Origin of the sequence: Reyranella sp., from assembly GCF_965227665.1 — a bacterium.
Taxonomy (GTDB): Bacteria; Pseudomonadota; Alphaproteobacteria; order Reyranellales; family Reyranellaceae; genus Reyranella.
Map to the genome: position 1 here is coordinate 4,739,650 of NZ_OZ245767.1, position 25,137 is coordinate 4,764,786.

Genomic DNA, 25,137 nt, shown 5'->3' on the forward strand with positions numbered 1-25,137 from the left:
CGGCCGGTCAGGGGAAGCAGATCGCTTCTTCGTGAACGACTTTCGCGTGGCGGAGAGCGCGGGAGACCGCCTATTGTCGATCGAGGCGACGGCGCGTAACGCGACGTCCGGCCGAGCCTCTTGCGGCTGACCGTTTCCAGCGAGCGTTCGAGCGATGACACGACTGACGTCCGTAATTCTTTTTTCTTCGCTTCTTGCTTGCAGTGCCGCCGCACAAACTGACGATGCTGCCTATTGCAAGAAGCTCGGCGACTACGCGACCCGCTATCTGGGTGATGCAGGCGGAAACGGCGGAACGCGGCCCGACTTCGACATCCTCGAAGGCGTCGCCAAGTGCAACAAGGGTGACACCGCAGGCGGCATTGCGATCCTGGAAAAGAAGATTCGCAGCAAGGGCTTCACGCCGCCGTCCCGCTGATGCGGGATCGCAGCGCAACATAGCGCTGCATCGCATGAGGCCACTCCGGGAACACAAAAAGGCACTTTCAAGGCAACTCTCGATTGTCTTGCCGTTGCCGTGGACAGGCGATGGCCAGACAGGGTGAAATATTGCTATCGTAACGACGGCACAGATTTCGCGCCGGAAATTAAGGACACTAACCAAATGGCTTCAGGTACCGTTAAGTGGTTCAACGCCACCAAAGGATTCGGATTCATCCAGCCCGATTCGGGCGGAAAGGATGTCTTCGTCCATATCAGCGCGGTCGAGCGGGCCGGGCTCAACGGCCTGAATGAAGGTCAGAAGATCAGCTACGAGGTTCAGGTTGAGCGCGGCAAGGAAGCCGCGGTGAACCTCAAGGCCTGAGCACACGTTTCTCGTGCGGGCGGGTGGCTTCTTGGAAGCTTGCATAACCGGCACCTGAGAAACGAAAGAAACCATTGCGCGCTCGTTGATCGAGGAGCGCGGTGCTAACGGATAAGGCTCCAGTCACCGTCATTGCGGGGGCTGGAGCCTTTTCTCGTTGGGCTCGGTGGAATTGTGCAAGCGTTGGCCCGTGTTGCGAGTGGAGACTGGAGTGTCGGCAGGCCGCCGGCATTGTTTGACACGCAGCGTGCTCGGCGTCTGGCGCAGGAAGCTGCGCGCAGGACGATCACGCGAATCGTGCTGGCCTTTCTCGTACTGACGGTCATCGGCATCTCACCGCTTCCCGGGACCGGACAACTGCAGGCGGCGACGATCGTGTCGCTCGCGGCCTCCGCCCCGGCCAGTCTGTTCTCTAGAACCGTCGCGGTCGAGAGTCCGAGGCTGCGCTTGACGGGCATGATCGAGCCGGGCGACGCGGAGAGGCTGCGCGACCTGCTGAACAAGCTCAACGAGTTGTTGCCGCTGAGGCCCGGAATGCCGCTGGCGACGATCGAGCTGAGCAGTCTGGGCGGCGATCTATCCGAGGGGGTCCGGATCGGCGAACTGCTGAGGAGCTACAGGGTCGTCGCTGTCGTTCGAAAACAGGACCTCTGCCTCTCGGCGTGCGCCCTCGCTCTCCTGGGTGGCAACACCGTTCGCACCGGCGCGGCCTATCCCTTCGATTGCAACGTCGAGGTCGGTGGCAAGGTCGCCTTCCATAACTTCTTCCTGGATCGCAGCCATCTCCGACGTATGACTTCCGACGATCCGATCGCGAGTCGCCTTCAGGGATTCGCAGACGGGCGCAGCGGCGCCGCCATGCTGATCAAGTATGCCGCCGACATGGGGCTGCCGCCGGCCTTCGCCGCCAACCTGATGGCAAGGCCGGTCGAGGAGTTCCAGTATGTCGAGACGATCGGCGAGTTCCTGGCGCTCAATCTCTGTCCCATCGGGCTCGAACGGCCGCGGCTGCCGCTGTCCCACCAGGCCGCCAACGTGTGCAACAACTCCCTGGCGCACCCGGTACCGCTGTCCGCCATCATCGTCGGACAGATCGAGCCGCCCCGGGCCCGGCGGTACATGCTGGAGCGCGTGCAGGACGGGCTGAACGCAGCCAGGGCACGGGGCAAGCTCGCGGACCAATTCGCAACCTGGTCGGTCATGAGATCCCGCGACGAGGTCGAGAAACTCTACGACGATCTCCGCGCCGCGGGCGTCGCGCTGCCAGAGATCGTGGGACCGACCTTCGAGGTCGCCGTCAACGAGGCCGGACGAATCCGCGCCGCCTGCTATGTCAGCCTGTCTTCCGCCGATCCGGATCGATACGAGGTCGTCCTGCAGGGGCCGCGTGGCCTCGCCGAGGCGGTCCGCAAGCCGCCCGCCAATGCGCGTCGCCTGTTCCTCTACGACCATCAGGCCGTAGCCAATCGCCGCCCGCTCCCGGAGGATCAGGAGCGCGTCGTGGTCGACATCGAGGACCGGCAAACCCCGCCGCTCGCCTCCCGCCAGTTGCCAGGACGCGACGCATTGCGGCCGTAGCCTCGGGCCGCGGGAGGCGCGCCGGTATCAGCGGCCGCCGACGACCCAGCCCGTTTCCTTGGCAAACGCCTCGAAGAACTCCGTCTCGTAAGCGCGCTCCGGGCTCTCGCGCACCAGACTGTCGATGCGCTCGGCATCGTGCCCGACCAGAATGCGCCAGCGTTCGTTGCGCACGCCATCCAGGATGATCGTCGCCGCTTCGGCCGCCGTCGTCGGCGCCTCTTCGAGGAAACGCCTTGCCCGCTCTGCAATCATCCGTCGGACGTCGTCGTCCGAGAGTTTGGTGGCATCGATGCCCATCGAGGCGATGCGGGCGCGCGCCAGCCCGACTTCGTGCGCCGTGATCTCTTCGGTCTGGTTGCCGCTCTGCAGCTTGCGCGAGTTGGCGACGATCGACGTGCCGATATGGCCGGGCATCACCACCGAGCATTTGATGTGAGGGGCATTGAGACGCAGGTCGGTGATCAGCGCCTCGGTGAAGCCCTTCACGGCGAACTTGGCGGCGGCATAGGCGGTCTGCGGGATGTTGGGGGCGATATAGGCCCAGAAGCCGTTCACGCTCGACGTGTTGACGATATGGCCGGCGTCGGCGCGCAGCAGCAGGGGCATGAAGGACCGCGTGCAGAGATACACGCCGCCCCAGCAGATGTTGAACGTGCGCTCCCACTCGTCGCGGGCGTTGACGAGGAAGCTGCCGCCGCCGCCGATGCCGGCATTGTTGAACAGGAGGTGGATGCGATCGGTCTCATGCTGCTCGGCCACTTCGTCGCGAAAGCGCACCACCTGTGGCTCGTCGGCCACGTCGGCGACATGCATGGTGATGCGCTGGCCCTGGCTGAGCCCGGCGGCCTCGCAGAGCCGCCGGGTCTCGGCCATCGCGCCGGCGGACACGTCACCCAGCGCGATGCTGCAGCCCTCGGCCGCGAGTTGCCGCGCCAGCTCGCGACCCATGCCGGTGCCGCCGCCGGTAATGACGGCGATCCTGCCCGCGAAATCCTTCATGTCGTTTCCTCCATTCCTTTTTAGGCCGGCCGAAAGCGCCTGAGGACCAGGAAGCCCAGAAGGATGAAGCCCAGCAGCACGACGCCTTGCACCACCGCGAAGGGGGGCTCGGCGCCGGTCGGCGCGAACCTGTTCAGGAAGCCGATCTTCTGGAAGGACTGCACGACCAGAACGAAGACGTTGAGATAGAAGGCAAACAGGGCGGTCGCGACATAGATCCACCGCCATGCGCCGGCGAGGCGGCCGACATAGAGTGCAAACAGCGCAATCGCCAGCGCGACCGACGACACGATGCCGACGCCGAGCGCGGGCGTGAACACGGTGATGGGAAACAGGAACCCTGTGACCGTCGTCAGGACGGTGAACAGCAGGAATACCGAGTTCCAGCCGTCCAGCCGGCGCCCCTCCAGCATCCGAGCACACGCGACGGCGCCCGCCGCGATGGCGATCAGGCTGATGACCACGTGCACGATGGTGAAGGTCGCGATCGACATTCCGAGAACCATAGATGTCTCCTGGGCTTGCGGCGGCGCTGAACAGATGCGCCATGCTCTGGCGAGTTCGGTCACCACTTTAGCTCAACCGCGCGCGGGCGACAGGCCGGTTGCTGCCATATTCGACTCCTATGCAAGCGCTGGTTTCACGAGGAGATCCAGTGCCCGTTTCCATCACCCGCCGTTCGCTCCTGGCCGCGCCGCTTCTGTCCCTGCCGGCCTTTGCCGACGATGCGGTGTCGTCACTTCGCGAACTCGAGCGGCGCAATGGCGGGCGTCTTGGCGTGGCGCTGCTCGACACCGCGAACGGCCGGGGAGTCGCCTATCGCGGCGACGAACGCTTCCCGATGTGCAGCACCTTCAAGTTCCTGGCGGCTGCCCTGATGCTGGCCCGTGTCGATCGCGGCGAGGAGAAGCTCGAGCGCCGTATCGTCTTCGCCGAACGCGATCTCGTGCCGTACTCGCCCGCGACCAGGGAGCATGTCGGTGCAGGCGGCATGACGGTCGACGCGATCTGCGCCGCGGCGGTAACCCTCAGCGACAACACCGCGGGAAACCTGATGCTCGCGAGCGTCGGCGGTCCTGCGGGATTGACGGCCTTTGCCCGTGCGCTGGGCGATACGGTGACTCGCCTCGACCGCATCGAGACCGCGCTGAACGAGGGCAGGCCCGGCGATCCGCGCGACACGACCTCGCCGCTGGCCATGCTCGCCACGATGCAGAAGCTCGTTGCCGGCGACGTCCTGTCAGCCGCCTCGCGCGAACGCCTGATCGGCTGGTTGGTCGCGAACAAGACCGGCGACAGGCGGCTGAGGGCCGGAGTACCGGCGGCGTGGCGCGTTGGCGACAAGACGGGCACGGGCGGCAACGGCAGCGCCAATGACATCGCCGTCGCCTGGCCACCCGGCCGCGCCCCGGTCTTCGTCACCGCCTATTACACAGGCTCCACGATCTCCGATGAGGCGCGCAGCGCGGTGATCGCCGAGGCCGGCCGGATTGCGACGGCCGGGCTCGCCTGATCAGGCCGGCAGTTTGGGCGTGCTCGGGTGCTTGGGCAGGAAAGCGGTGAGCAGGCCCAGCAGCAGCAGGAACGGCGTCACCTTGTAGACGGCTTCGATGCCCGCGTGATCGGCGATCTCGCCCAGCGCCGCGGCACCGAGGCCGCCCAGGCCGAACGAGACTCCGAAGAACATGCCGGCCACCAGCCCGACCCGGCCAGGCAGCAGGTCCTGCGCATAGACGAGGATGGCGGAGAAGGCCGAGGCCATGATGATCGCCACCGTGACCGCGAGGATGCCGGTCCAGAAGAGGTTGGCGTAGGGCAGCATCAGCGCGAAGGGCAGGGCCCCCAGGATCGAGAACCACATCACCGGGATGCGGCCGACCCTGTCGCCCACGACGCCGCCCAGGATCGTGCCGGCGACGATGCCGACCAGGAAGGCGAACAGGAAGAGCTGTGCGGTCTGCACTTCCACGCCGAACTTCTGGATCAGGTAGAAGGTGAAGTAGGAGCCGAGGCTCGCGCTGTAGACGTTCTTGGAAAAGAGCAGCGCCACCAGGATCGCCACGGCGACCCCGACCTTGGCCTTCGACAGGGTCACGTGACCGGCGGCCGCGGCGGTCTTTCGCGTTGCCGGCTTCTGGCTTGTGCGGTTGGCCTTGTACCAGTGACCGATCTGGAAGAGCACGATCATGGCGACGAGCGCCGCCGCCGAGAACCACACGATGCTGCGCTGGCCCGCGGGCACGACGATGAAGGCTGCCAGCAGCGGTCCCGCCGCGGAGCCCATGTTGCCGCCGACCTGGAACAGCGACTGGGCGAGACCATAGCGCCCACCGGCAGCCATGCGCGCGACCCGCGAGGCCTCGGGATGGAAGACCGAGGAGCCCATGCCGATCAGTGCGGCCGCGAACAGGATCAGCGGATATGAATTCGCCTGCGACATCAGGAGGAGCCCGACCAGGGTGAAGCCCATGCCGACCATCAGGGAATAAGGCTGGGGCTTCCTGTCGGTGTACATGCCCACGACCGGCTGCAGCATCGACGCCGTGCACTGGAAGGCGAGCGTTATGAACCCGATCTGACCGAACGACAGTGCGTATGAATCCTTGAGGATCGGATACAGCGCCGGTACCAGCGACTGCATCATGTCGTTCAGCAGGTGGCAGAAGCTGAGCGACAGGATGACGGCGAAGGTCGTGTTGTTGGCGGAGGCGGCGCTGGAGAGGGCCGGGGCCGCGGAGGCAGAAATAGGCGCGGCGCCAGCTGCCATCGTGTTGTCGGACATTTTCTGAGTTTAGGCGCCGGCACTCCCGGTCGCCAGCACCGCCCCGGCAGACCAGCCTTGCGGCGTTGGTGGTGCCCGACTGGTTTGAACTTTCGTCGCATCGATGCGTTGCATCGCCTGTGCGCACCGATGTTCCCGCCCGTCTCGACCGTCTCCCCTGGAGCCGATTCCATCGGCTGGTTGTCGTCGCGCTCGGCATCACCTGGATTCTCGACGGACTGGAAGTCACCTTGGCGGGGTCCGTGGCAGCGGCCTTGCAGACCAGCCCGCGCCTGCAACTGACGGCAGAACAGGTCGGTCTGACGGGCAGCGCCTATCTCGCAGGTGCGGTACTGGGGTCCCTCTTCTTCGGGCATCTCACCGACCGGCTTGGCCGCAAGAAGCTGTTCAACATCACCTTGGGCGTCTACCTGGTCGCCACGGCGGCGACAGCCTTCTCCTGGGACTTCTACAGTTTCCTGTTGTTCCGCTTCCTGACCGGCGCGGGAATCGGTGGCGAGTATTCGGCGATCAATTCGGCGATCCAGGAATTGATTCCAGCGCGCCTGCGCGGCCGCATCGATCTCGCCATCAACGGCAGCTTCTGGCTCGGCGCGGCCGGCGGCGCGCTGCTGTCGGTCTGGCTGCTCGATCCCAACGTTCTCGACCCCGACATGGGCTGGCGCGTCGCCTTCGGCAGCGGCGCCGTACTGGGCCTGGTCATTCTCTACCTGCGTCGCTTCCTGCCGGAGAGCCCGCGCTGGCTGATGATCCATGGCAAGCCGCGCGAGGCGGAGGGAGTCGTCGAGGAGATCGAGGCCCGTGTCGAGGCCGACACCGGCCGCAAGCTGGAGCCGGTGACGCAGTGGCTGACGCTCGGCGATCCGCACAAGACGACGATGGTCTCCGTCGCACGAACCCTGCTCAGGCACTATCGCAGTCGCACGATCCTCGGCTTGGTGCTGATGGCCTCGCAGGCCTTCGTCTACAACGCGATCTTCTTCACCTACGCGCTGATCCTGACCAACTTCTACAATGTGCCGGGCGACAAGGTCGGCCTCTACATCCTGCCCTTCGCCATCGGCAACTTCCTGGGGCCGCTGGTGCTGGGGCGGCTCTTCGACACGCTCGGCCGCCGGCAGATGATCACGGCCACATACGCCGTCTCGGGTGTCCTACTAGCGGTCACGGGCTGGATGTTCGATGCCGGCCATCTCGACGCCACGACCCAGACGGCCATGTGGAGCGTCGTCTTCTTCTTCGCCTCGGCGGCAGCGAGTGCGGCCTATCTCACGGTCGGCGAGTGCTTCCCGCTCGAGATCAGGGCGCTTACCATCGCCTTGTTCTATGCTTTCGGCACGTTGATCGGCGGAGTCGGCGGCCCGTGGCTGTTCGGGGTACTGATCGCCGGCGGCAGCTCGACCGAGATCATGTGGGGCTACCTTCTGGGCGCCGCGCTGATGATCGCAGCCTCTCTCGTGACCCTGAAGCTCGGCATCGCGGCAGAGGGTAAGTCGCTGGAGGAGGTGGCGCCGCCTCTCTCCAGCGAGCAGCGCCGGTAGTCAGGCGGCGGGTACCGGCCGGGCACGCTGATTGTAAAGCAGCTTGCGCAGACGCTCCTGCTCTTCGGGCGGCAGCTTCTCGCGGTCGACCGAAAGATCGGCGCCGACCGCCATGCCCTTCTGGACGGCGGGACGTGCGCCCAGCTCTTCGAACCAGCGCTTGAAGTGCGGAAATTCCTCGATGTCCTGACCCTGGAACTTCCAGTTCACGGTCCACGGATAGCAGATCATGTCGGCGATCGTGTACTGGTCGCCCGCGAGGTACCGGTGCTTGTAGAGGCGGTTGTTCAGCACGCCGTACAGACGGTTCACCTCGTCGGTGAAGCGTGTGATGGCGTAGGTCTGGTCACCTTCCTTGGCCTGGTCGAGCCTGCGGAAATGGCCGCACTCGCCACTCTTCGGTCCCTGGTTGGCCATCTGCCAGATCAGCCATTCGTTCACTTCGTGCTTGGTTCGGAGGTCCTGCGGATAGAATTTCCCGGCCTTCTCGGCGATGTACATCATGATCGCGCCGGACTCGAAGACGACCAGGGGCTTGCCTCCGTCCGTGGGAGCGTTGTCGACCATCACCGGCATGCGGTGATTGGGATTCATCTCCAGGAAGGCATCGGTGAACTGGTCGCCCCGTCCGATGTTCACCGGCACGATCCTGTAGGGCAGGCCGCACTCCTCGAGCAGGATGGTGACCTTCTTGCCGTTGGGCGTCGGCCAGTAGTGCAGATCGATCATGGGCTTCCTCCGAAGCGTGGTGTTTGGGTGGGAGGGCGGCAGCCTCCGCCCGTCGTCGTGCTCCGTCAATGGTGTATGGTCGTTGCAAGCGAACGGTTCGGGAGAGACCACGTGGCGGATGGAAGCCAGGACACGAGATCGATACGGCGCCTCGAGGACGCACGGTTCCTCACCGGTCGCGGCCGGTATGTCGACGACATTTCCGAGCCTGCGGCGTTGCATGGCTACGTGCTGCGCTCGCCGCATGCCCACGCCCTGATCGCTTCTCTCGACGTTTCGCCAGCGGTCTCGATGGCGGGCGTGCATCTCGTCGCGACGGCCGACGACCTCGCCGACGACGGGTTGGGTCACATGCCCTGCCTTGCCGCCGTGACGCCCTTGATCGTGCCGCCGCGGCCGGCGCTGGCGGCGGGCCGCGTCCGCCATGTCGGCGATCCGGTCTGCTTCGTCGTGGCCGATAGCGCCGAGATCGCTCGCGAAGCGGCGGAGCGGATCGAGGTCGCCTACGAGCCGCTGCCGTCGGTCGTCGATGGCCGTGCGGCGTTGGTAGAGGGCGCGCCTTCCTTGTGGGACGAAGCGCCGGGCAACCTCGTCTATCACGTGCGGCGCGGCGACCACGCCGCCGTCGCCGCGGCGATGAAGGACGCCGCGCACATCGTCGAGCTCGACGTGACGAACAATCGTGTCATCGTCGTACCGCTCGAGCCGCGCACCGGAATCGCGCGCTACGATGCGGCGACCGACACGATGGACCTCGAACTGACGGGACAGGGGTTGCATGGCATCCGCCGCCAGCTCGCCGAGTTCATCTTCAAGGTGCCGCCCGAGCGGATCCAGCTCCACGCCCCCGATGTCGGCGGCGGCTTCGGGATGAAGAATTTCCTCTATCCCGAATGGATTTTGCTTCTGTGGGCAGCGCGCCGCCTGAAGCGCCCGGTGCGCTGGCTGGCCGATCGCGCGGAAGATTTCGTGATGGGCGCCCAAGGCCGTGACATCGAGGCGACGGTGCGGATGGCGCTCGACGCGACCGGCCGCATTCTTGCCCTCGACGTGGCCATGGTCGCCAATCTCGGTGCCTACCTGTCCGGGAACGGACCCGGCGCGTCGGTGGTCGCCGCCTCGACAGCGCAGGGCGGCGTCTACGACATACCAGCGATCGCCGTCGACGTGCGTGGCGCCCTCACCAACACAGTGCCGGTCGACGCCTATCGCGGCGCGGGCAAGCCCGAAGCCAACTACATCGTCGAGCGCGCCATCGAGGCGGCGGCGCGGGTGCTCGGCCGCGATCCGGCGGACCTGCGCCGGCAGAACCTGATCGCCTCGTTTCCGCACAGGACTGCGATGGGCATGGCGATCGACTCCGGCGGCTTCGTGGCCAACCTCGATGCCGCCGTGACGCGTTGGCCGGGGTTCGAGGCGCGGCGCGCTGAGTCCCGGGCGCGAGGCCGTTTGCGCGGCCTCGGCGTCGCCTGCTTCCTCGAAACGTCGCGCGGCGCGCCGAACGAAGGCGCCGAGGTGCGTTTCGAGCCGGATGGCGGCGTGACGATCGCGGTCGGCACCGAATCGAACGGGCAGGGACATGAGACGTCGTTCGCCCAGATCGCGTCGCGGCATCTCGGCCTGCCCATCGAGGCTTTCCGCTATGTCCAGGCCGATACGCGCGCCGTCAAGAGCGGGGCGGGCCATGGCGGCGCGCGCTCGATGCACATGGGTGGCGCGGCACTGGTCAAGGCCATGGAAGCTGCTCTGTCCAAAGCGCGCCGGCTGGCGGCCCATCTCTTGCAAGCCAGCGAGCATGAGCTCGAGTACGACCAGGGACACTTCACGGTGCGCGACAGCGATCGTGCCATCGATCTCGCGACGCTGGCCGGCAGCGCGCAGGAGGCGGCGAACCTGCCCGAGGGCATGTCGCCCGGGCTCGGCGAGCATGTCTTGAACATCACCGACGTCTTCACCTTCCCGAGCGGCTGTCATGTCGCCGAGGTCGAGATCGATCCCGAAACCGGCGCCATCGACCTGCTGCGCTACACCGCGGTCGACGATTATGGCCACCTGATCAACCCCATGCTGACCGAGGGGCAGGTGCAGGGCGGCCTCGCGCAGGGCATTGGCCAGGCCCTTCTGGAGCACACGGTCTACGATCCGCAATCCGGTCAGCTGCTCAGCGGCTCGCTGATGGATTATGCACTGCCGCGCGCGACCGACCTGCCCTTCTTCGACATCGAACTGGTGGAGCGGCCGACCGATGCCAATCCCCTCGGCGTCAAGGGCTCCGGTCAGGCGGGGTGCATCGGCGCGCCGCAGACGGTGATGGCGGCGGTCCTGGACGCGCTCCGTCCGGCCGGCGTGGAACGTCTCGAAATGCCCGCCACGCCGTCGCGCGTCTGGGAGGCGCTGCAGGCCGCGAAGCCGGGGCATTGAAGCAACCGGCTCCCCAGCCAGCGCGCGCCGGTCAGCGTATCCTGGCAGGCATCCTCTTCATGTGCGGTGCCGGCGTCTTGTTTCCGATCATGAGCGGCTTCGCGAAGTTTCTCGGCGCCGACTACAACACGCTGCAGATCTCGTGGGCGCGGGCCTTTGGCCACATCGTGTTCATGCTGATCTTCTTCGTGCCCCGTTTCGGGCTTGGCATGCTGCGCACCCGCCGGATCGGCACGCAGCTCGCGCGCTCGCTGATGTTGTTCACCTCGAATGTCGCGAGCTTCCTCGCCATCGTCTACATCCCGCTCGGCAAGGCGGCGGCGATCACCATGATGGCGCCGCTGCTGGTGCTGCCGCTGGCCTGGCTCGTGCTGGGCGAGCGGGCCGCGCGCAGCCATATCGGGGCGCTCCTGGTGGGCTTCGTGGGCATGCTGATCCTGATCCAGCCGGGCAGCGCGGTTTTCCAGTGGGCGGCATTGCTCTCGCTGCTGAGCGCGTGTTGCTACGCGGTCTACCAGGTGCTGACTCGCCTCATCTCCGCCATCGACACGCCCGAGACCTCGGCCATCTACAGCTCGATCGTCGGCAGCTTCGGCATGCTGCTGGTCCTGCCGTTCGTGTGGAAGACGCCGCACGGCGCTCGCGACATCATCTTCTTCTGCAGCCTCGGCGTGCTCGGTGCCATGGGCCACTATTTCGTCGCCAGGGCGCTGGCCTATGCGCCGGCCAACATCGTGGCGCCGTTCCAATACATGCAGCTCATTGGCTCGGTGGTCGTCGGCTATCTCTTCTTCGGTGACTTTCCCGATTTCCTGGGCTGGGTCGGCGCCGCCATCATCGTCGGCGCCGGCCTCTATATCGGCTGGTCGCAGCGAAAGCCGGCTTAGCCAACGGTTACGGGCGAGAAGTCGACGTACCAGCTCTTGGGATGGACGTAGCCCTTCACCTTGGACGAGATCGCGTTCGGCCAGACGTCGTGCACGAACCAGACGAACACGGCTTCGTCGACCATGCGGGTGTTGATCTTCGCCAGCACCTTGTCGAGTTCCGCCGGGTCGGACGTGCTCCGTGCCTCGGCGGCGAGCTTGTCGAACTCCGGATCGTTGATGTAGCCCCAGTTCGAGCCCTTGGGTGGGACCTGCTGGCTGTCGACGAAGCGCATGAAGGCGTTGTGCGGGTCCATCGTGTTCCAGCTCACGTTGATGGCGCTGAACGAAGCGGCCTCCGGCGCCTTGGCGCCCTGGCGCATGAAGTTCAGGAGCGCGTTCCAGTCCATCACCTGGAACTCGAGTTCGACACCCACTTCGGCGAACTGCTGCTGGATGAATTCGTTCATGATCAGCGGATACATCTGGCCCGAGCCGGAGGTCGAAATCGCGACCTTCATCTTGAGCTTCTTCTGCGGACCGTAGCCCGCCTCGGCCAGCAGCTTCTTGGCTTCCGTCGGATCGTAGCGGATCTTGAAAGTCGGATTGCCGAACCAGGGATGGTCGGCCGGCACGCAGCCGACGGCGGGAGCGGCGAGGCCGTTCAACAGCTTCACCATCGCGTCGCGATCGACCGCGAGGTTCAGCGCCTTGCGCACGCGGATGTCGGCGGTCGGCGCGCCCGGCAGCATGCTCAGTGTATAGGGCCACATATGCGGGATGGCGTTCGTCTCGATCTTGCAGCCGCCGGCACGCAGCTTGTCGAGCGAATCGGGCGCGGGTGCCTCGATCCAGTCGACCCGGCCCGAGAGGAGTGCGGCGGTGCGGGTGGAGACGTCTGGGATCGGCAGCAGCACCATGCGCTCGCTCTTCGGGAGTCGCTCCTTGTTCCAATAGTCGTTGTTGCGCTCGAGCTCGGCGCGCTCGCGCGGCGTCCACGACTTCATCTTCCAGGGGCCGGTGCCCGAGGGCGACTTGCGATAGGCCTGCCAGTCCCGGCCGACCTTCTCGAAATTCGCCGGACTGGAAATCGGAAAGCGGTTGAGCAACGACGGCATGATCGTGTCGACACCCTTGGTCTGAAGCTCGACCTTGTAGTCGTCGATCTTGCGGTAGCCGACCAGCGGCCAGAGAGCCGCCAGCAGCACGCTGCGTCCGACACGGTCGAAGACCGGCGACTTGTCGTTGAGCGCGCGGTCGATGCTGAAGATCACCGCGTCGGCATTGAAGTCCGATCCGTCGTGGAACTTCACGCCCTGGCGCAGTTCGAAGATCCATTTCGTGGGATCGGCCGGGTCCTGGTACCACTTGGTCGCCAGCCCGGGCACCAGTTTCGCCGGCGCCGTCGCCGAGGACAGGTCCCAGGCGACCAGCGGGTCGTACATCGTGTAGCCCATGAAACGGATGCCTTCGGTACCCTGGTCGGGTGCGCCGTCGGTCGCCGGAATGTCGGCGAGGGTCATGGCGATGCGCAGAGTTGAAGGTTGCTGCGCCTTGGCCGAACTCGCGGCGATGAAGGGAAAGGCGGTGCCGGCGAGAAGCGCGGCGCGACGGGTGAGCATGCGAGACCTCCGTGGTTCCGTTGGGCGAAGCACGAAGCGAGCCACCGTGCGCCGCGCTGGACGCGGCATGCTTCTTGCTGTTTTGCTGACGATCATGGCCGCGCTGAACACGCTCACCGCCACCGAACTCGCGCAACGACTGGACGCCGGAGCGGCCACCGCCGAGGCGATCGTGCGCGATCACCTCGACCGCATCGACGAGCGCGACGCCGACGTGCTCGCCTGGTCGCATCTCGCGCGCGAGGCTGCCCTGCAAACTGCCAGAGTGCTCGATCGCGGACCACGCAAGGGGCTGCTGCACGGCATCCCTATGGGCGTAAAGGACATCATCGATTCCTTCGATCAGCCCACCACCTACGGCTCGCCGATCTATCGTACGCACCAGCCGCTGGCCGATGCCGCGACCGTGGCGCTGGCGCGCGATGCCGGCGCCATCCTGCTCGGCAAGACGGTGACAACAGAGTTCGCCAATCGCCATCCCGGCCCGACGAAGAACCCGCACAATCCTGCGCATACGCCGGGCGGCTCTTCCTCGGGATCGGCCGCGGCCGTCGCAGACTTCCAGAGCGTGCTCGGCACCGGCACGCAGACCGGCGGCTCCGTGATCCGTCCCGCTGCGTTCTGCGGCATCGTGGGCTACAAGCCGAGCTACGGCCACTTCGCGCCGGCCGGCATGAAGGCCAATACCGAATGGCTCGATACGATCGGCGCTTATGCGCGCAGCGTCGAGGACATCGCCCTGTTTCGCGCGGCCCTGATGGCGATTCCCTTCGTGCCGGTCGCCAGGCTCGGCCGGCTGCCGAGGATCGCGGTCGCCTTCACCCATCATCGCGACGAGCTTTCGCCCGAAGGCACCCAGGCCGTGCACGACGCGGCGGCGGCCTTTGCCAAGGCGGGTGCCGAGGTGACGGAAATCGAACTGCCGCCGCCGGTGCGCGACATGACCCAGGGGCAGAAGACCCTGTCGGCCTTCGACGGGCCGCGCGCCCATGCCGACGAGGCGCGGCGCTTTCCCGGTCTGCTGAGCGAGAGCCTGAAGAAGGACAAGCTCGAGGCCGGCTCGAAGATCGACTATGCGACCTGGGTCGCTGCCCGCAAGCTAGGCGAAACCGGGCGCGCCGCCGTCGACGCGCTGTTCGATGAGATCGACGTCATCCTGACGGCCCCGGCCAAGGGCGAGGCCCCGCTCGGTCTCGGACATACCGGGGAGGCAACCTTCAACCTGCTCTGGACCTATCTCTGGATGCCCTGCGTGACCTTGCCGTTGACCAAGGGGCCGACAGGCCTGCCGGTCGGCGTGCAACTGGTCGGCCGCCAGCATGAGGACCAGGGCTTGCTCGATATCGCCGCCTGGGCGCGGAGCGTCCTGTCATGAAGGATATCACCGCTGTCGAAGCCGTGGCCGCCATCGAGGCCGGCACCCTGACCTCCGAGAAGCTGGTGCGCGGCTATCTCAACCGCATCGCCCAGCGTGTGAAGGCCTGGGCCCATCTCGATCCCGACCAGGCGCTGTCCCAGGCGAAGGCCGCCGATGCGACCAGCGGCGGGCTGCTGCGCGGCATCCCGGTCGGCGTCAAGGACATCATCGACACCTACGACATGCCGACCGGTCACAACTCGCCGATCTTCGAGGGCAAGGTGCCGTTCGGTGACGCGGCCTGCGTGGCGCTCTGCCGGACGGCCAATGCCGTCATCATGGGCAAGACGGTGACCACGGAGTTCGCCAATCGGCACGCCGGCGCCACCACGAACCCGCACGATTCTGAGTATAGCCCCGGCGGTTCCTCATCGGGGTCCGCCGCAGCGGTGGCCGATGGCCATGTGCCGCTGGCCTTCGGGACACAGACCGGCGGTTCGGTCATCCGGCCGGCCGCGTACTGCGGCGTGGTGGGGTACAAGCCGACCTTCGGCGACTTCAGCCGCGTCGGCATCAAGATGCAGTGCCATTCGGTCGATACGCTGGGCCTGATGGCGCGCACGCTCGACGACATCGCGCTGTTCCGCGCCGCCGTGCTGAAGCTGCCGCCGGTCCGCATCGACCGGGAGATCGGCCGCCCGCGCATCGGCATCTGCCGTTCTCCGGTCTGGGACAAGGCCGAACCCGAGACCAAGGCCCTGATCGAGGAGACCGCAACCCGGCTCTCCGACAAGGGGGCGTCGGTGATCGACGTGGCTTTTGCAGCTGCCTTCGCCGACATCATTGACGACCATGCCGCCATCACCGGCTTCGAGAGTGTGCGCAATTACGCCGACGAGCGGCTGCGCAATCCTGACAAGGTGAGCGACGAGCTGATGAACGGCCCGATGAAGCGCGGGCTTGCCGTCTCCTTCGATCGCTATGTCGCCGCCCAGCGCAAGGCCACGGCTTTCAAGGCCCATGTCGATTCGCTGTTCGAGAAGGTCGACCTGCTCTTGACGCCCAGTGCGCCGGGCGAGGCACCCAAGGGGTTGGCGTCCACCGGCGATCCGGTCTTCAACTCGATCTGGACGCTCGCGGGCACGCCGTGCGTGACCCTGCCCGCTGGCACCGGCCCGCGGGGCCTGCCGCTCGGTGTCCAGCTTGTCGGCCTGCGTCATGCCGACGACCGGCTGCTTTCCCTGGCCGCCTGGGTGGCGGCGCATTTGAACTGATGGTCAGGACAGTAAACCCTCATCCTGAGGAGCATCGCGTCGCGATGCGTCTCGAAGGATGGGCGACAGACTTGGTGCGGGTTCCCATCCTTCGAGACGCGGCCCAGGGCGCCGCTCCTCGGGATGAGGTGGAGGAGAACTGATATGCCCACGATCAACGGTGAACGACTGCTCGGCGACCTCCGGCGCATTGCCGATTTCGGCCGTTACCAGACCGGCGTGCACCGGCCGCATCTCTCACCTCAGGACGTCGAGAGCCGGCATTGGCTCGCGGCGCGCATGAAGGAAGCGGGCCTGGAGCCGGTGATCGACGGCATCGGCACGGTGATCGGCAAGAGCCCCAAGACCGGTCCGCGCATCCTGATCGGCTCGCATTCGGACACCCAGCCGCGCGGCGGCTGGCTCGACGGCGTGATGGGCGTGATCTACGGGCTCGAAGTGGCGCGGGCGCTGGCGGAGGATCCCGAGACGGCCCATCTCGCCGTCGACGTCGCCTCCTGGGCGGACGAGGAGGGGCATTGGGGCCAGATGACCGGCAGCCGGTCCTTTATCGGCATCTTCTCCGAGGCCGACATCGACAAGGCCAAGCACCGCGACGAGGGCACGCCGATGCGCGAGGCGCTGAAGGCGGCCGGTCTCGAGGGCGTGCCGCGCGAGCATCTCGAGGAGGGCCGCTATCGCGGTTATCTCGAAGCCCATATCGAGCAGGGCGGCCTGCTGGAAGCGGGCGAGAAGCACATCGGCATCGTGACGGCGATCGTCGGCATCATGCAGTTCCGCCTGACCTTCAGCGGCATCCAGAACCATGCCGGCACGACTCCCATGCCGATCCGCAAGGATGCCGGCGTGGCCATGATGCGGCTCTACAACGACGTGATGGACAAGTTCCCTGCTGTGGCCGGGCCGCGCAGCGTCTGGACCGTCGGCAAGATGGTGCTGGAGCCGGGTGCGCCGGCGATCGTGCCCGGCCGGGCCGAGATGATCCTGCAGTTCCGTGACGCCGACCAGAAGGTCCTTCAGGCCTTCGAGGCGAAGCTGATGGAGATCGTGGCCGATCACCAGAGGAACAGCCCCTGCACCGTCGAGTGCGTCAACCTCTCGCGCACCCAGCCGCTGCTGATGGACGAGCGCTTCCTGGAGGCGATCGAGGAGTCGGCTTCGATCCATGCACCGGACAAGCACGTGCGCATGCCGTCAGGCGCGGGACACGATGCGCAGGTTATCGGGCTCAAGATGCCCGCGGCGATGATGTTCGTGCCCTCGATCGGCGGCATCTCGCATCATTTCACCGAGAACACCCATGACGCCGACATCGTTCTGGGATGCCAGGTCTTCGCCGACGCCACGGCGAAAATTCTGAAGGGAAACTGAGCGACGGCGGCGCTATCCTGTTCCTCGGAGCGAGGAGCCGGGATGTCGAAGGTCACGCGCGCCACCAGGGCGCTGGAGCAGGCGAAGGTCGCCTTCACGGTCCACACCTACGACTACGATCCCGATGCCGACAAGGTCGGGCTGCAGGCCGCCGAGGCGCTGGGCGAGGAGCCCAAGCGGGTGCTCAAAACGCTGATGACTGCGGTCGACGGCAAGCCTGCCTGCGTGATCGTGCCCTCCGATCGGGAGGTCTCGATGAAGAAGCTGGCCGCCGCCTTCAAGGGCAAGTCGGCCGAGATGATGAAGCCCGCCGATGCCGAGCGGATGACCGGCTACAAGGTCGGAGGCATCAGCCCGTTCGGCCAGATGCGGTCCGTGCGCACCGCCATCGAGGCCGAGGCCGTCGCGCACGAACTGGTCTATCTCAACGGTGGCCAGCGCGGCCTTCAGGTCCGCCTGTCGCCGCAGGACGCCGCGGCATTATTGAAGGCGGTCGTGGCGCCGCTGGTAGCGTAGGGCGGTCTGCTACTGCGCCGCCGCCAGATAGCGCGCCAGTCCGCCGGCCCTGTCCGGCGGCAGTTTGGACGGCGTGGCGTTCAGGCGAATGCCCAATTCGCAGGCCTCCTCGCCCGAGAGTTTCGCCAGGTTCTGCAGCTTCTCGAAATCCGCCGGCGTCAGTCCCGCCTCGACGAGGAGTGCCTGCGCCTCGGTGTCGTTGGGGACCGGCGGCAGTGCGGCGCCCGAATTCATCGCGGCGCGACCGGTACGATAGGCTTTCTCCATCGCCGTCAGCATGTTGCGCATCAATTGCTGGCCCTGCGGGTCGAGCCGGTCGCCATGCTGGATCCCGATCAGTGCCAGTTCGCGGCAGGCCGCGACATTGGTGCCCCGCAGGTGCCGCATCAGGGCGATGCGGGCGGCCAGCACGCCTTCCGCGTCCGCGGCGTCGGCTGCGCGCAGCGCCGGCACGATATACTTGGCGCGCAGTTCGCTCATCAGCACCAGAGGCCGTGGCGCTCCCTGAGTCGTCGGGCTGCGCATCTCTTCCTTCAGCGAGGCGCGCAGGCGTGCCTCGGAATCGGGCACGTCGGCCAGCACCAGCCCGACGAGCGGCAATGTGCGCGCTTCGGTCATCGCATTGTCCACCATCTGGGTATCGTCGCCGGTCAGGGCCTCGAGCCCGTAGACCGCGCCGGCGGCGGCAAGGGCGCCGGCTAGCGTGGCCGCTGCCGAACGCACCAACCGTTGCCGCGACGAGACATTCCGGGCGAACAGGTAGAGGGCCGCACCGGCCACCAGGGCCACGACGACGATGACGGCGATCTTCTCCACCACTTAACTCCTGTTTTCACGACCGACCGGGCATGTTAAGCGCGCAATCCTGCCGCACGGATGCGGTGGAATGTGGGCAGCCGAGACCCTAATCCATGCCGATCCATGTCGATGTGTTCCATCCCAACCGGCTGGTGACCGCCGTCGTCCGCGGCACGTTCACCGCAGACGACGTTCGTGACGCAGTGATCCAGTTCCTGGCCAGCGATGTGCTTCACTATCGCAAGCTGATCGACATTGCGTCGCCTACCACCCCGATGGACAAGGCGGGAGCCCAGGCGATGGCCAATCTCGTCCTGGCGCAAAGCGATGACAGACCGCGCGGCCCCTTGGCCTTCGTCGTCAGCCCCGGCCAGGCGGCCGAGAACGCCGAGGTCTTCGCGAAACTGACCGACGGCAAGCGCGTCGTGAAGGTTTTCCAGAATCTCCACGAGGCGCGGAAATGGCTCGACGAACAGTCGGGACCGGTTGGGCTGCGCTGATCTCCCCAGAACCGGACGGCCCGGCCGTCTATTCGAAGCAGCGTGCGCTGCGGATGGTGCAGGAGTTGCTGGGGACGCGCGCGTTGCACTCGTTCCAGGCGGACTGTTCTGCTTCCTGTTTCGAGGGAGCTGCGCCGTAACCGGAGGCCTGCCCGTTGTCGCTATGGGCGTAGGCCACACAGCGCTGCGGCGCCGCCATCCGGATCCTGCACTCCAGCGGCCCGCATTCGGCCAACGCCGAAGTCTCGGCGGCCTCGCGCGTTGCCATGCCGACCGCAACGCCGAACAGACGCTCGTTGTCGGTGGCCACGGCGCCCCAGACTTCCTGGGCCTCTGCTGTCGCGGTCGTCGCAAGCAGGGTCGCGAAAAGGATCGTGAACTTCTTGATCATCGTGTGTTCTTTTCCAGAAACGTGCGGACGCGGTCAATCGACTCCTGCAGGAACTGCGGTCCCCGCCAGGCCTTCTGGACGGCGATGTTGGGCGCCAGCGCCGCGATCTCGTCGCTGGTTGGGGCGGGATGTGGCTTGTCGGTGCCTGGCTGAAGCAGCAGCGGCGTCCGGCAGTTCCTGACGAAGTCACGCGTGACGGAGAAAACGAAATCGGAACCGAACATGTTCTGGCCGAAGCCCCGGATCGTCTCCTCCGTTACAGACGGATCGCGCGCGCGCACCGTCGTGCCGTAGCCCTTCACGGCCTCGTCCCAGGTGTCGCGGTTCTCCCACAGGCCGATCGGGTTCTGCAGGACCGCGGCGGCAACACGGTCCGGCGCCTGTTCGATCGCCTCGAAGCAGTAGCTGCCGCCGATGCAGCCACCCATCACGGCGAAGCGTCCGAAGCCGAGATGGTCGATCAGCGCCAGATGATCGGCGGCAAAGGTATGCCAGCCATGGTCGGGCTTCACATCGGCCACCGATTTTCCGGCATTGCGCTGGTCCATCGAGATGACGGTGAACCTGTCGGCGAGGGCAATCCGCGGATCCATCCAGGCGCGCGGCGCGCCGTCGGCGCCGGGCCCCCAGAACTCGATCGACGAGCGCAGGCCGCCGGGCGCGTAGAGCAACAGCGGAAAGCCGCTGCCGTGGACCTCGTAATGGATCTCGGCATCGGGCCGCTTGAGGATCGGCATGCACTCGTCTCCGATGGATCAACCCTGCGGCTTATAGCCGATCGAATCGATGATCGTCTTCCAGCGTGCGAGGTCGGCCGACATGCGCTCCGTGAACTGGGCCGGCGTCGAGGTCTCGACGTCGAGCCCCAGCTCGACCAGCTTCTTCTGGATTTCGGGGATCGCCAGAACCGCCTTCAGCTCCTTGCCCCAGGCATCGATCAGCGGGGCCGGGGTCTTCGGCGGCGCAAAAAAGACGTACCAGCCGAGGATCGAAAGCTGCGGATAACCGAGCTGGCTGATCGTGGGTATTTCGGGCGCCGATGTTGTGGGCTTCACGCCGGACGTGAAGATGACCTTCACCTTGCCGGCGCGATGATGCTCCAGGAAGTCGGTGATGCCGCCGCAGCCGGCCGCGATATGACCGCCCTGCAGGTCGGCGACCAGCGGCGCGGCGCCGCGATAGGGCACCGGCTCCAGCGGGATACCGACGGCCTTGCCGGCCATGACACCGAAGAAATGCGTGAAGGAACCCAGCGCCGTGGTGCCGAAGGAGGCCCGGGTCGGGTTCTTCTTCAGCCACTCGATGTATTCCTTGAGATTGTTGACGCCGATGGTCGGCGACACGCAGAAGGCGGTCTGGACCGTCCCCGCCAGCGTGATCGGCGCGATGTCGGTCATCGGGTCGAACGGCACGCCGGGCATGGTGAGCTTCTGCACGATGGTCGCCGAGGGGACGTAGGCAACGGTGGTGCCGTCGGTCGGCGCGTTCTTCAGGTCGCCCACGGCGATGGTGCCGGAGGCGCCGGCCTTGTTGTCGATGATGACGTTGCGGCCGGTGCGCTGCTTCAGCGGCTCGGCGATCAGCCGCGCCATCACGTCGGTGCCGCCGCCAGCCGGGAAGCCGACGAGGATCTTCAGTGGCTTGTCGGGCAGGCCGGTCTGCTGCGCGCGCACGCTGGCGGCGAGCGGCGTCGCCAGCGCCGCGCCGGTCATGAGAATCGAAGTGCGTCGGCCGATCTTCCTGATCGTCATTCTTGTTTCCTCCGGATTTGTTCTTGTTACGAAACGAGACTCCATGCGAGCTCGGCCCGTTCTCGTGCGGACTTGCTCATCTTGATCGATTCGGGATTGGACGAGTTGCCTTGCAGTCCGCGGCGGTAGACGCCCTGGGCTATGGCGGCGAGCCGGAACAGGGAGAAGGCGAGGTAGTAGTTCCAGTCAGGGATCGACGCGCGCCCGGTGCGCCGGCAATAGGCGGCGACATATTCCTGTTCGGTGGGAAGCCCCAGTGTCGCGAAGTCGACCGTGGCGAAGCCGTGCGGCGGCTCCTCGAGATGATAGCCGAGGCAGTTGTAGGCGACGTCGCACAAAGGGTGCCCCAGCGTCGACAGCTCCCAGTCGAGAACCGCCACCACCCGCGGCTCGGTCGGATGGACGATCAGGTTGCCCAGCCGGTAGTCGCCGTGGACGATGGTGGTTGGATCGCCATCGTCGGGAATGTTCGCCGGCAGCCACGCAGAGAGCTTGTCCATGGCCGGAATGTCTTCGGTCTTGAGCTCGGCATATTGCCGGCTCCAGCGCGAAATCTGGCGGGCGATGTACTGGCCGCTGCGGCCATAGTCGCCGAGCCCGACCTTCGCGGGATCGACCTTGTGCAGACGGGCCAGCACCTCGTTCATCGATTCAAAGATGGCGGTCCGCTCGGCCGGTGTCTGGTCGGGCATCGCCGGGTTCACCAGGATGCGGCCGGGCACGGCCTCCATGACGTAGAACATCTGGCCGATGACGCCGTCGTCGTCGCACAGCAGCCGGGCCGGCGCCACGGGCACGTCGGTCGCGGCGAGGGCGGAGATCACGCGGAACTCGCGGTCGACCTGATGCGCCGAGGCGACCAGCTGACCGGGCGGCTTCTTGCGCAGGACGAAGTCGCGGCGACCGTCCGCCATGTCGGCGGCGACGAAGAAGGTCGGGTTGGAGTGGCCGGAGTCGAACTGCCGGACTTCGAGCCCGCCGCGATACCCCTCGAGCTTCTCGCGGAAGTAGCGATCGAGGGAAGCCACATCGAAACGGTGGCGCTCCATCACGGGGACGGTGTCAGCGTATGTCGGCATGCGGCGTCGAGCCTAATGGCCGAATGCGTCGTTGCGCAAACACGGCATCCCGCAGGGAGGAACATGCGGGAACTCGCGCTGCAAGTGGGCGTTACAGCGCATCAGCGAGGTTCCGTGTCCCAGAATTCAGCCCTAAGGGTTCCGACTGTCCATTTGCGCGGCGGGTCGGCGATACGGCGTCCGCTGATCGTTCTGGCGGTCTGCGCCGTCGGCGTCGTGGCCTACCTGGCGCGAGACTTCCTCATCCCCACGGCCGCAGCGATCGTCATGGCCCTGATCCTGACGCCGGTCGCGAAGAACTTCGAACGCCTGCGGCTGCCACCCACGGCCGCAGCCGGTGCGTCGGTATCGTTGCTCGCCCTGGTCGTGGCGGGCCTGCTCGTTATTTCGGCGCCCGCTCTGTCCTCATGGGCGGAACAGGCCCCTTATCTCACCTATACGCTGGAACGGAAGCTCGAGGGTTTGCGCAAATCGCTGGCCTTCGTGAAGCAGTTCACGGACCGGGTCGAGCAAGCGACGCAGGCACAGCCTGCACAAGCGAATACCGAACGTAAGCCGCCGGAGACGGTCGTCGTTCGAGACAAGTCGTTGCTCTCGGAGGTGATGAGCACGACGCCGGCGGTGCTCCTGCAGATCGGTTACGCGGGCGTGTTGTCTTTCATGATCCTCGCGCATCGCAACGATCACAAGAGGCAGATCCTGCGGGTCCCGATCAACTTCACGACACGGGTGCGGATCGCGCGCGTCATGCGCGACATCAACGACCGGGTTGGCACCTACCTGTTCGCGCTGGTGGTCATCTATTCCCTGGTCGCGGTGGTCTCGACCATCGTGCTCGCGCTGTTGGGCTTTCCCAACCCCATCCTGTGGGGCGTCCTCGTGGGCCTCTCCTCGTTCGTGCCCTTCATCGGTCCGCCGGTTGCCATTGGCCTCGTGGCGTTCGTGGCGCTCCTGACCTACGACGACCTGATGCACATGCTGGCGGCGCCGGCGATCCTCGCGGCCATCCATTTCATCGAGTCACAGCTGATCACGCCGGCCTTCGTCAGTCGCCGCTGTGCGCTCAACACGGTCGCCGTCTTTGCCGGCGTCGCATTTCTCGGGTGGATGTGGGGGGCCGTGGGCGCGATCGTGGCGGTTCCGCTGCTGATCCTGATCAGCACGGTCGCGGCGCATCTGCCGTCCTTGCGTTGGCTGGAGGTTCTTCTGTCGGAGGATCGGCCGGTCAGCGAGCGATTGGCGGTGAAGCCGCCGCTGGCCTCGGTTACACCGGTTCAGGTGCGACGGCGCCGTGTGGCGGCGAAATAGCCGCCGCCGGCCAGGAGCCAGAAGAGCCCGACAATTGCCGAGGCGCCCGCTGGATCGAGGCGGCTCTCCAGGAATGCGTAAGCGGAGAAAGACAGAAAGATCGAGCCCACGCCCATGGCGAGCGCAGCGCCCAGGCTGAGAAGGGCGCTGGTCATCGCATCCTGGGCTGCCGTGCGCAGTGAACGGGCCGCGACCGAACTGGCCGCGACCCGGAGGAGAGGGCCGATCATCGAGGGAGTCGTCGCCGGAGCTGGCCGAGACGTCCGGGTTGTCGGCCGGCTACTGCCGACGACAAAGCCACCCTGCGAGAAAGCCGATGCCGGCGATGGCCGCCAAGGTTGTCAGCGGGCGGGCTTCCGTCTGTTCGACCAGCGTATCGGCTGCCTTGTTCTTGAGAGCTACCGTGTCGTCGGCGATCGCCTTGGCGGTATCGCCATACTTGGCGATCAGCTCGCGGGCCGCCTTCAGCGTGTCCTCGACGGCCTCCTCGCCGCGCGCGACGAGCGTCTGACCGGTTCCATTCATCGAACCCGCAAGCTCCTCGAGCTGCGCCTTGAGGGCCGCGATCTCCTTGGCGAGATCCTTGCCGTTGGCGTGGCTGGTGACGCGCATGGTTGTCCTCCGGTTGGTCAGGGTTTGTGTGGCAGACAACGCTCCCCGCCCCGCGAGGTTGCGCTCAGCCGTCCCAGACGTTCCGCGGCATCGGCAATCGCGCGAAGTCCGCGTCCACCAAAGGCCGTTCATGGGAAACGCCCTCACGTTCCAGGAGCATCATCCACTGACGCACATGCTGGCCGGAATGCCAGGTCGTGCGTTCCAGCAATTCATGCAGGGTCTGTGGGCCATAGTAGGTCGAGAGCTGGCGCGTCGCGGCCGTATCGCCCTGCGCCCACCAGTTCCGAAATCGCTCCTGCACCGACGCGCCGTAAGCCGCCACGGATTGCATGTCCGCATCTGCTGCCGGCTCCTCGCGAAACGCCGCTTGCACGAGCGTCATGCCGCGTTCGGCATCGAGGAAGGCAGCGACCACCCGAAAGAGATGGAAGGCGAGCGCCCGATAGCTGCGCGGTCGGCCCGGCACGTGGATGTGCAGCCTCTCGTAGGGCATGAGCGGCAGCAGGCCGATCGCCGCGGTCATGAACTTGTCGAGACGCGCCTGGAGCTCTGCGGGTGAAAGGTCAGGCCCGGATTTCTCCTGCAGGCCGAGGAAGGCCACGATCTCCCGCGTGCTCTGGCCGAAGATGAAGTTCGTGCCGCGGGAAAGCACCGGCACCGAGCGTGCGCCCAGCGCCTGGAGCTCGGCCAGTCCGGCCGGGTCCTCGAGGACATTCACGGAGACGAAGTCGATCCCACGGACCGATAGAAACTCTTTGAGTCTCAGACAGCTCGTTCAACCGGGCTGCCAGAAAACCTTCAGGGGCTCTGTCACGGCATTCTCCCTAGTGG

General features: G+C 66.1%; 26 protein-coding genes. 13 read left to right on the forward strand and 13 right to left on the reverse strand.

Annotated features, from left to right (window positions below; translation table 11 throughout):
* Positions 1–154: 154 nt before the first annotated feature.
* The 3 genes from ACO07I_RS22915 to ACO07I_RS22925 all read left to right on the forward strand — a co-directional run bounded on the left by ACO07I_RS22915 (position 155) and on the right by ACO07I_RS22925 (position 2,383).
* Positions 155–418 (forward strand): hypothetical protein, encoded by a 264-nt coding sequence (locus tag ACO07I_RS22915; RefSeq protein WP_422011462.1) that lies wholly within the window; start codon positions 155–157, stop codon positions 416–418.
* A gap of 186 nt (positions 419–604) precedes the next feature.
* The gene (locus tag ACO07I_RS22920; RefSeq protein ID WP_298314319.1) at positions 605–805 is read left to right on the forward strand and encodes a cold-shock protein; all 201 of its coding nucleotides are present in this window, start codon (positions 605–607) and stop codon (positions 803–805) included.
* 297 nt (positions 806–1,102) lie between these two features.
* A complete protein-coding gene (locus ACO07I_RS22925; protein WP_422011464.1) occupies positions 1,103–2,383 on the forward strand; it encodes a hypothetical protein in 1,281 nt (426 codons plus the stop codon).
* A gap of 27 nt (positions 2,384–2,410) precedes the next feature.
* Here the strand turns inward: ACO07I_RS22925 and ACO07I_RS22930 are convergent, their stop codons facing one another.
* Complete coding sequence (locus tag ACO07I_RS22930; protein WP_422011466.1) at positions 2,411–3,385, reverse strand: SDR family NAD(P)-dependent oxidoreductase; 975 nt, start codon at positions 3,383–3,385, stop codon at positions 2,411–2,413.
* A 20-nt stretch (positions 3,386–3,405) separates the two neighbouring features.
* The gene (locus ACO07I_RS22935) at positions 3,406–3,891 is read right to left on the reverse strand and encodes a hypothetical protein (protein ID WP_422011468.1); all 486 of its coding nucleotides are present in this window, start codon (positions 3,889–3,891) and stop codon (positions 3,406–3,408) included.
* A 119-nt stretch (positions 3,892–4,010) separates the two neighbouring features.
* On the opposite strand from ACO07I_RS22935, the gene bla reads away from it, so the two are divergent.
* Entirely contained in the window at positions 4,011–4,898 is an 888-nt protein-coding gene (gene bla, locus ACO07I_RS22940; protein ID WP_422011470.1) for a class A beta-lactamase, read from the forward strand.
* On the opposite strand, the gene ACO07I_RS22945 is transcribed toward bla, so the two are convergent.
* Positions 4,899–6,167 carry an MFS transporter gene (locus ACO07I_RS22945; protein ID WP_422011472.1) on the reverse strand — a complete coding sequence of 423 codons (1,269 nt, stop codon included), beginning with the start codon at positions 6,165–6,167 and terminating at the stop codon, positions 4,899–4,901.
* Between the two features lie 119 nt (positions 6,168–6,286).
* On the opposite strand from ACO07I_RS22945, the gene ACO07I_RS22950 reads away from it, so the two are divergent.
* Positions 6,287–7,708 carry an MFS transporter gene (locus tag ACO07I_RS22950; RefSeq protein ID WP_422011474.1) on the forward strand — a complete coding sequence of 474 codons (1,422 nt, stop codon included), beginning with the start codon at positions 6,287–6,289 and terminating at the stop codon, positions 7,706–7,708.
* Here ACO07I_RS22950 and ACO07I_RS22955 read toward each other — a convergent pair whose 3' ends face one another.
* Positions 7,709–8,437 (reverse strand): glutathione S-transferase N-terminal domain-containing protein, encoded by a 729-nt coding sequence (locus ACO07I_RS22955; RefSeq protein WP_422011476.1) that lies wholly within the window; start codon positions 8,435–8,437, stop codon positions 7,709–7,711. It abuts the gene before it with no gap.
* A 111-nt stretch (positions 8,438–8,548) separates the two neighbouring features.
* On the opposite strand from ACO07I_RS22955, the gene ACO07I_RS22960 reads away from it, so the two are divergent.
* Entirely contained in the window at positions 8,549–10,858 is a 2,310-nt protein-coding gene (locus ACO07I_RS22960) for a xanthine dehydrogenase family protein molybdopterin-binding subunit (RefSeq protein ID WP_422011478.1), read from the forward strand.
* Positions 10,855–11,745 (forward strand): DMT family transporter, encoded by an 891-nt coding sequence (locus ACO07I_RS22965; protein ID WP_422011480.1) that lies wholly within the window; start codon positions 10,855–10,857, stop codon positions 11,743–11,745. Before ACO07I_RS22960 ends, ACO07I_RS22965 begins: the two co-directional genes overlap by 4 nt.
* Here the strand turns inward: ACO07I_RS22965 and ACO07I_RS22970 are convergent.
* Positions 11,742–13,346 carry an ABC transporter substrate-binding protein gene (locus ACO07I_RS22970; RefSeq protein ID WP_422011482.1) on the reverse strand — a complete coding sequence of 535 codons (1,605 nt, stop codon included), beginning with the start codon at positions 13,344–13,346 and terminating at the stop codon, positions 11,742–11,744. The two genes, ACO07I_RS22965 and ACO07I_RS22970, sit on opposite strands and share 4 nt — an antisense overlap.
* Before the next feature lie 67 nt (positions 13,347–13,413).
* On the opposite strand from ACO07I_RS22970, the gene ACO07I_RS22975 reads away from it, so the two are divergent.
* The 4 genes from ACO07I_RS22975 (at position 13,414) to ybaK (ending at position 17,864) form a co-directional block, all read left to right on the forward strand.
* On the forward strand, positions 13,414–14,721 hold the full coding sequence (locus tag ACO07I_RS22975) for an amidase (RefSeq protein WP_422011484.1): 1,308 nt from the start codon (positions 13,414–13,416) through the stop codon (positions 14,719–14,721).
* Positions 14,718–15,977: an amidase gene (locus ACO07I_RS22980; protein WP_422011486.1), complete on the forward strand. Its 1,260-nt coding sequence runs from the start codon at positions 14,718–14,720 to the stop codon at positions 15,975–15,977. Before ACO07I_RS22975 ends, ACO07I_RS22980 begins: the two co-directional genes overlap by 4 nt.
* A gap of 144 nt (positions 15,978–16,121) precedes the next feature.
* Positions 16,122–17,348 carry a hydantoinase/carbamoylase family amidase gene (locus ACO07I_RS22985; protein ID WP_422011487.1) on the forward strand — a complete coding sequence of 409 codons (1,227 nt, stop codon included), beginning with the start codon at positions 16,122–16,124 and terminating at the stop codon, positions 17,346–17,348.
* Positions 17,349–17,390: 42 nt separating this feature from the next.
* Positions 17,391–17,864, forward strand: coding sequence for a Cys-tRNA(Pro) deacylase (ybaK, locus tag ACO07I_RS22990; protein ID WP_422011489.1), 474 nt, complete (start codon positions 17,391–17,393; stop codon positions 17,862–17,864).
* Positions 17,865–17,873: 9 nt separating this feature from the next.
* On the opposite strand, the gene ACO07I_RS22995 is transcribed toward ybaK, so the two are convergent.
* Positions 17,874–18,680 (reverse strand): hypothetical protein, encoded by an 807-nt coding sequence (locus tag ACO07I_RS22995; RefSeq protein ID WP_422011491.1) that lies wholly within the window; start codon positions 18,678–18,680, stop codon positions 17,874–17,876.
* Positions 18,681–18,775: 95 nt separating this feature from the next.
* On the opposite strand from ACO07I_RS22995, the gene ACO07I_RS23000 reads away from it, so the two are divergent.
* Positions 18,776–19,162 (forward strand): hypothetical protein, encoded by a 387-nt coding sequence (locus tag ACO07I_RS23000; RefSeq protein WP_422011493.1) that lies wholly within the window; start codon positions 18,776–18,778, stop codon positions 19,160–19,162.
* A gap of 28 nt (positions 19,163–19,190) precedes the next feature.
* Here ACO07I_RS23000 and ACO07I_RS23005 read toward each other — a convergent pair whose 3' ends face one another.
* From ACO07I_RS23005 to ACO07I_RS23020, 4 genes are read right to left on the reverse strand one after another with little or no spacing between them, the layout of a single operon-like run.
* Positions 19,191–19,553 carry a DUF4189 domain-containing protein gene (locus ACO07I_RS23005; RefSeq protein WP_422011495.1) on the reverse strand — a complete coding sequence of 121 codons (363 nt, stop codon included), beginning with the start codon at positions 19,551–19,553 and terminating at the stop codon, positions 19,191–19,193.
* Positions 19,550–20,290: an alpha/beta fold hydrolase gene (locus ACO07I_RS23010; protein ID WP_422011497.1), complete on the reverse strand. Its 741-nt coding sequence runs from the start codon at positions 20,288–20,290 to the stop codon at positions 19,550–19,552. Before ACO07I_RS23010 ends, ACO07I_RS23005 begins: the two co-directional genes overlap by 4 nt.
* Before the next feature lie 18 nt (positions 20,291–20,308).
* Positions 20,309–21,304, reverse strand: a complete 996-nt coding sequence (locus tag ACO07I_RS23015; RefSeq protein WP_422011499.1) for a Bug family tripartite tricarboxylate transporter substrate binding protein — start codon at positions 21,302–21,304, stop codon at positions 20,309–20,311.
* A 26-nt stretch (positions 21,305–21,330) separates the two neighbouring features.
* Positions 21,331–22,383 carry a phosphotransferase gene (locus ACO07I_RS23020; protein WP_422011501.1) on the reverse strand — a complete coding sequence of 351 codons (1,053 nt, stop codon included), beginning with the start codon at positions 22,381–22,383 and terminating at the stop codon, positions 21,331–21,333.
* 114 nt (positions 22,384–22,497) lie between these two features.
* Between ACO07I_RS23020 and ACO07I_RS23025 the strand changes: the two genes are divergently transcribed.
* Positions 22,498–23,691: an AI-2E family transporter gene (locus ACO07I_RS23025; RefSeq protein WP_422011503.1), complete on the forward strand. Its 1,194-nt coding sequence runs from the start codon at positions 22,498–22,500 to the stop codon at positions 23,689–23,691.
* Here ACO07I_RS23025 and ACO07I_RS23030 read toward each other — a convergent pair.
* The 3 genes from ACO07I_RS23030 to ACO07I_RS23040 all read right to left on the reverse strand — a co-directional run bounded on the left by ACO07I_RS23030 (position 23,658) and on the right by ACO07I_RS23040 (position 25,072).
* On the reverse strand, positions 23,658–23,921 hold the full coding sequence (locus ACO07I_RS23030; RefSeq protein ID WP_422011505.1) for a hypothetical protein: 264 nt from the start codon (positions 23,919–23,921) through the stop codon (positions 23,658–23,660). The two genes, ACO07I_RS23025 and ACO07I_RS23030, sit on opposite strands and share 34 nt — an antisense overlap.
* Before the next feature lie 49 nt (positions 23,922–23,970).
* Positions 23,971–24,303 (reverse strand): hypothetical protein, encoded by a 333-nt coding sequence (locus ACO07I_RS23035; RefSeq protein ID WP_422011507.1) that lies wholly within the window; start codon positions 24,301–24,303, stop codon positions 23,971–23,973.
* A 64-nt stretch (positions 24,304–24,367) separates the two neighbouring features.
* Positions 24,368–25,072, reverse strand: a complete 705-nt coding sequence (locus tag ACO07I_RS23040; protein ID WP_422018356.1) for a glutaredoxin domain-containing protein — start codon at positions 25,070–25,072, stop codon at positions 24,368–24,370.
* Positions 25,073–25,137: the final 65 nt, after the last annotated feature.

Coding starts and splice junctions, on each gene's coding strand:
- ACO07I_RS22915 (WP_422011462.1), top strand. CDS start 155: ATGACACGACTGACGTCCGTAATTCTTTTTTCTTCGCTTCTTGCTTGC.
- ACO07I_RS22920 (WP_298314319.1), top strand. CDS start 605: ATGGCTTCAGGTACCGTTAAGTGGTTCAACGCCACCAAAGGATTCGGA.
- ACO07I_RS22930 (WP_422011466.1), bottom strand. CDS start 3,385: ATGAAGGATTTCGCGGGCAGGATCGCCGTCATTACCGGCGGCGGCACC.
- ACO07I_RS22935 (WP_422011468.1), bottom strand. CDS start 3,891: ATGGTTCTCGGAATGTCGATCGCGACCTTCACCATCGTGCACGTGGTC.
- bla (WP_422011470.1), top strand. CDS start 4,011: ATGCAAGCGCTGGTTTCACGAGGAGATCCAGTGCCCGTTTCCATCACC.
- ACO07I_RS22945 (WP_422011472.1), bottom strand. CDS start 6,167: ATGTCCGACAACACGATGGCAGCTGGCGCCGCGCCTATTTCTGCCTCC.
- ACO07I_RS22955 (WP_422011476.1), bottom strand. CDS start 8,437: ATGATCGATCTGCACTACTGGCCGACGCCCAACGGCAAGAAGGTCACC.
- ACO07I_RS22970 (WP_422011482.1), bottom strand. CDS start 13,346: ATGCTCACCCGTCGCGCCGCGCTTCTCGCCGGCACCGCCTTTCCCTTC.
- ACO07I_RS22975 (WP_422011484.1), top strand. CDS start 13,414: ATGCTTCTTGCTGTTTTGCTGACGATCATGGCCGCGCTGAACACGCTC.
- ACO07I_RS22980 (WP_422011486.1), top strand. CDS start 14,718: ATGAAGGATATCACCGCTGTCGAAGCCGTGGCCGCCATCGAGGCCGGC.
- ACO07I_RS22985 (WP_422011487.1), top strand. CDS start 16,122: ATGCCCACGATCAACGGTGAACGACTGCTCGGCGACCTCCGGCGCATT.
- ybaK (WP_422011489.1), top strand. CDS start 17,391: ATGTCGAAGGTCACGCGCGCCACCAGGGCGCTGGAGCAGGCGAAGGTC.
- ACO07I_RS23000 (WP_422011493.1), top strand. CDS start 18,776: ATGCCGATCCATGTCGATGTGTTCCATCCCAACCGGCTGGTGACCGCC.
- ACO07I_RS23005 (WP_422011495.1), bottom strand. CDS start 19,553: ATGATCAAGAAGTTCACGATCCTTTTCGCGACCCTGCTTGCGACGACC.
- ACO07I_RS23010 (WP_422011497.1), bottom strand. CDS start 20,290: ATGCCGATCCTCAAGCGGCCCGATGCCGAGATCCATTACGAGGTCCAC.
- ACO07I_RS23015 (WP_422011499.1), bottom strand. CDS start 21,304: ATGACGATCAGGAAGATCGGCCGACGCACTTCGATTCTCATGACCGGC.
- ACO07I_RS23020 (WP_422011501.1), bottom strand. CDS start 22,383: ATGCCGACATACGCTGACACCGTCCCCGTGATGGAGCGCCACCGTTTC.
- ACO07I_RS23030 (WP_422011505.1), bottom strand. CDS start 23,921: ATGATCGGCCCTCTCCTCCGGGTCGCGGCCAGTTCGGTCGCGGCCCGT.
- ACO07I_RS23035 (WP_422011507.1), bottom strand. CDS start 24,303: ATGCGCGTCACCAGCCACGCCAACGGCAAGGATCTCGCCAAGGAGATC.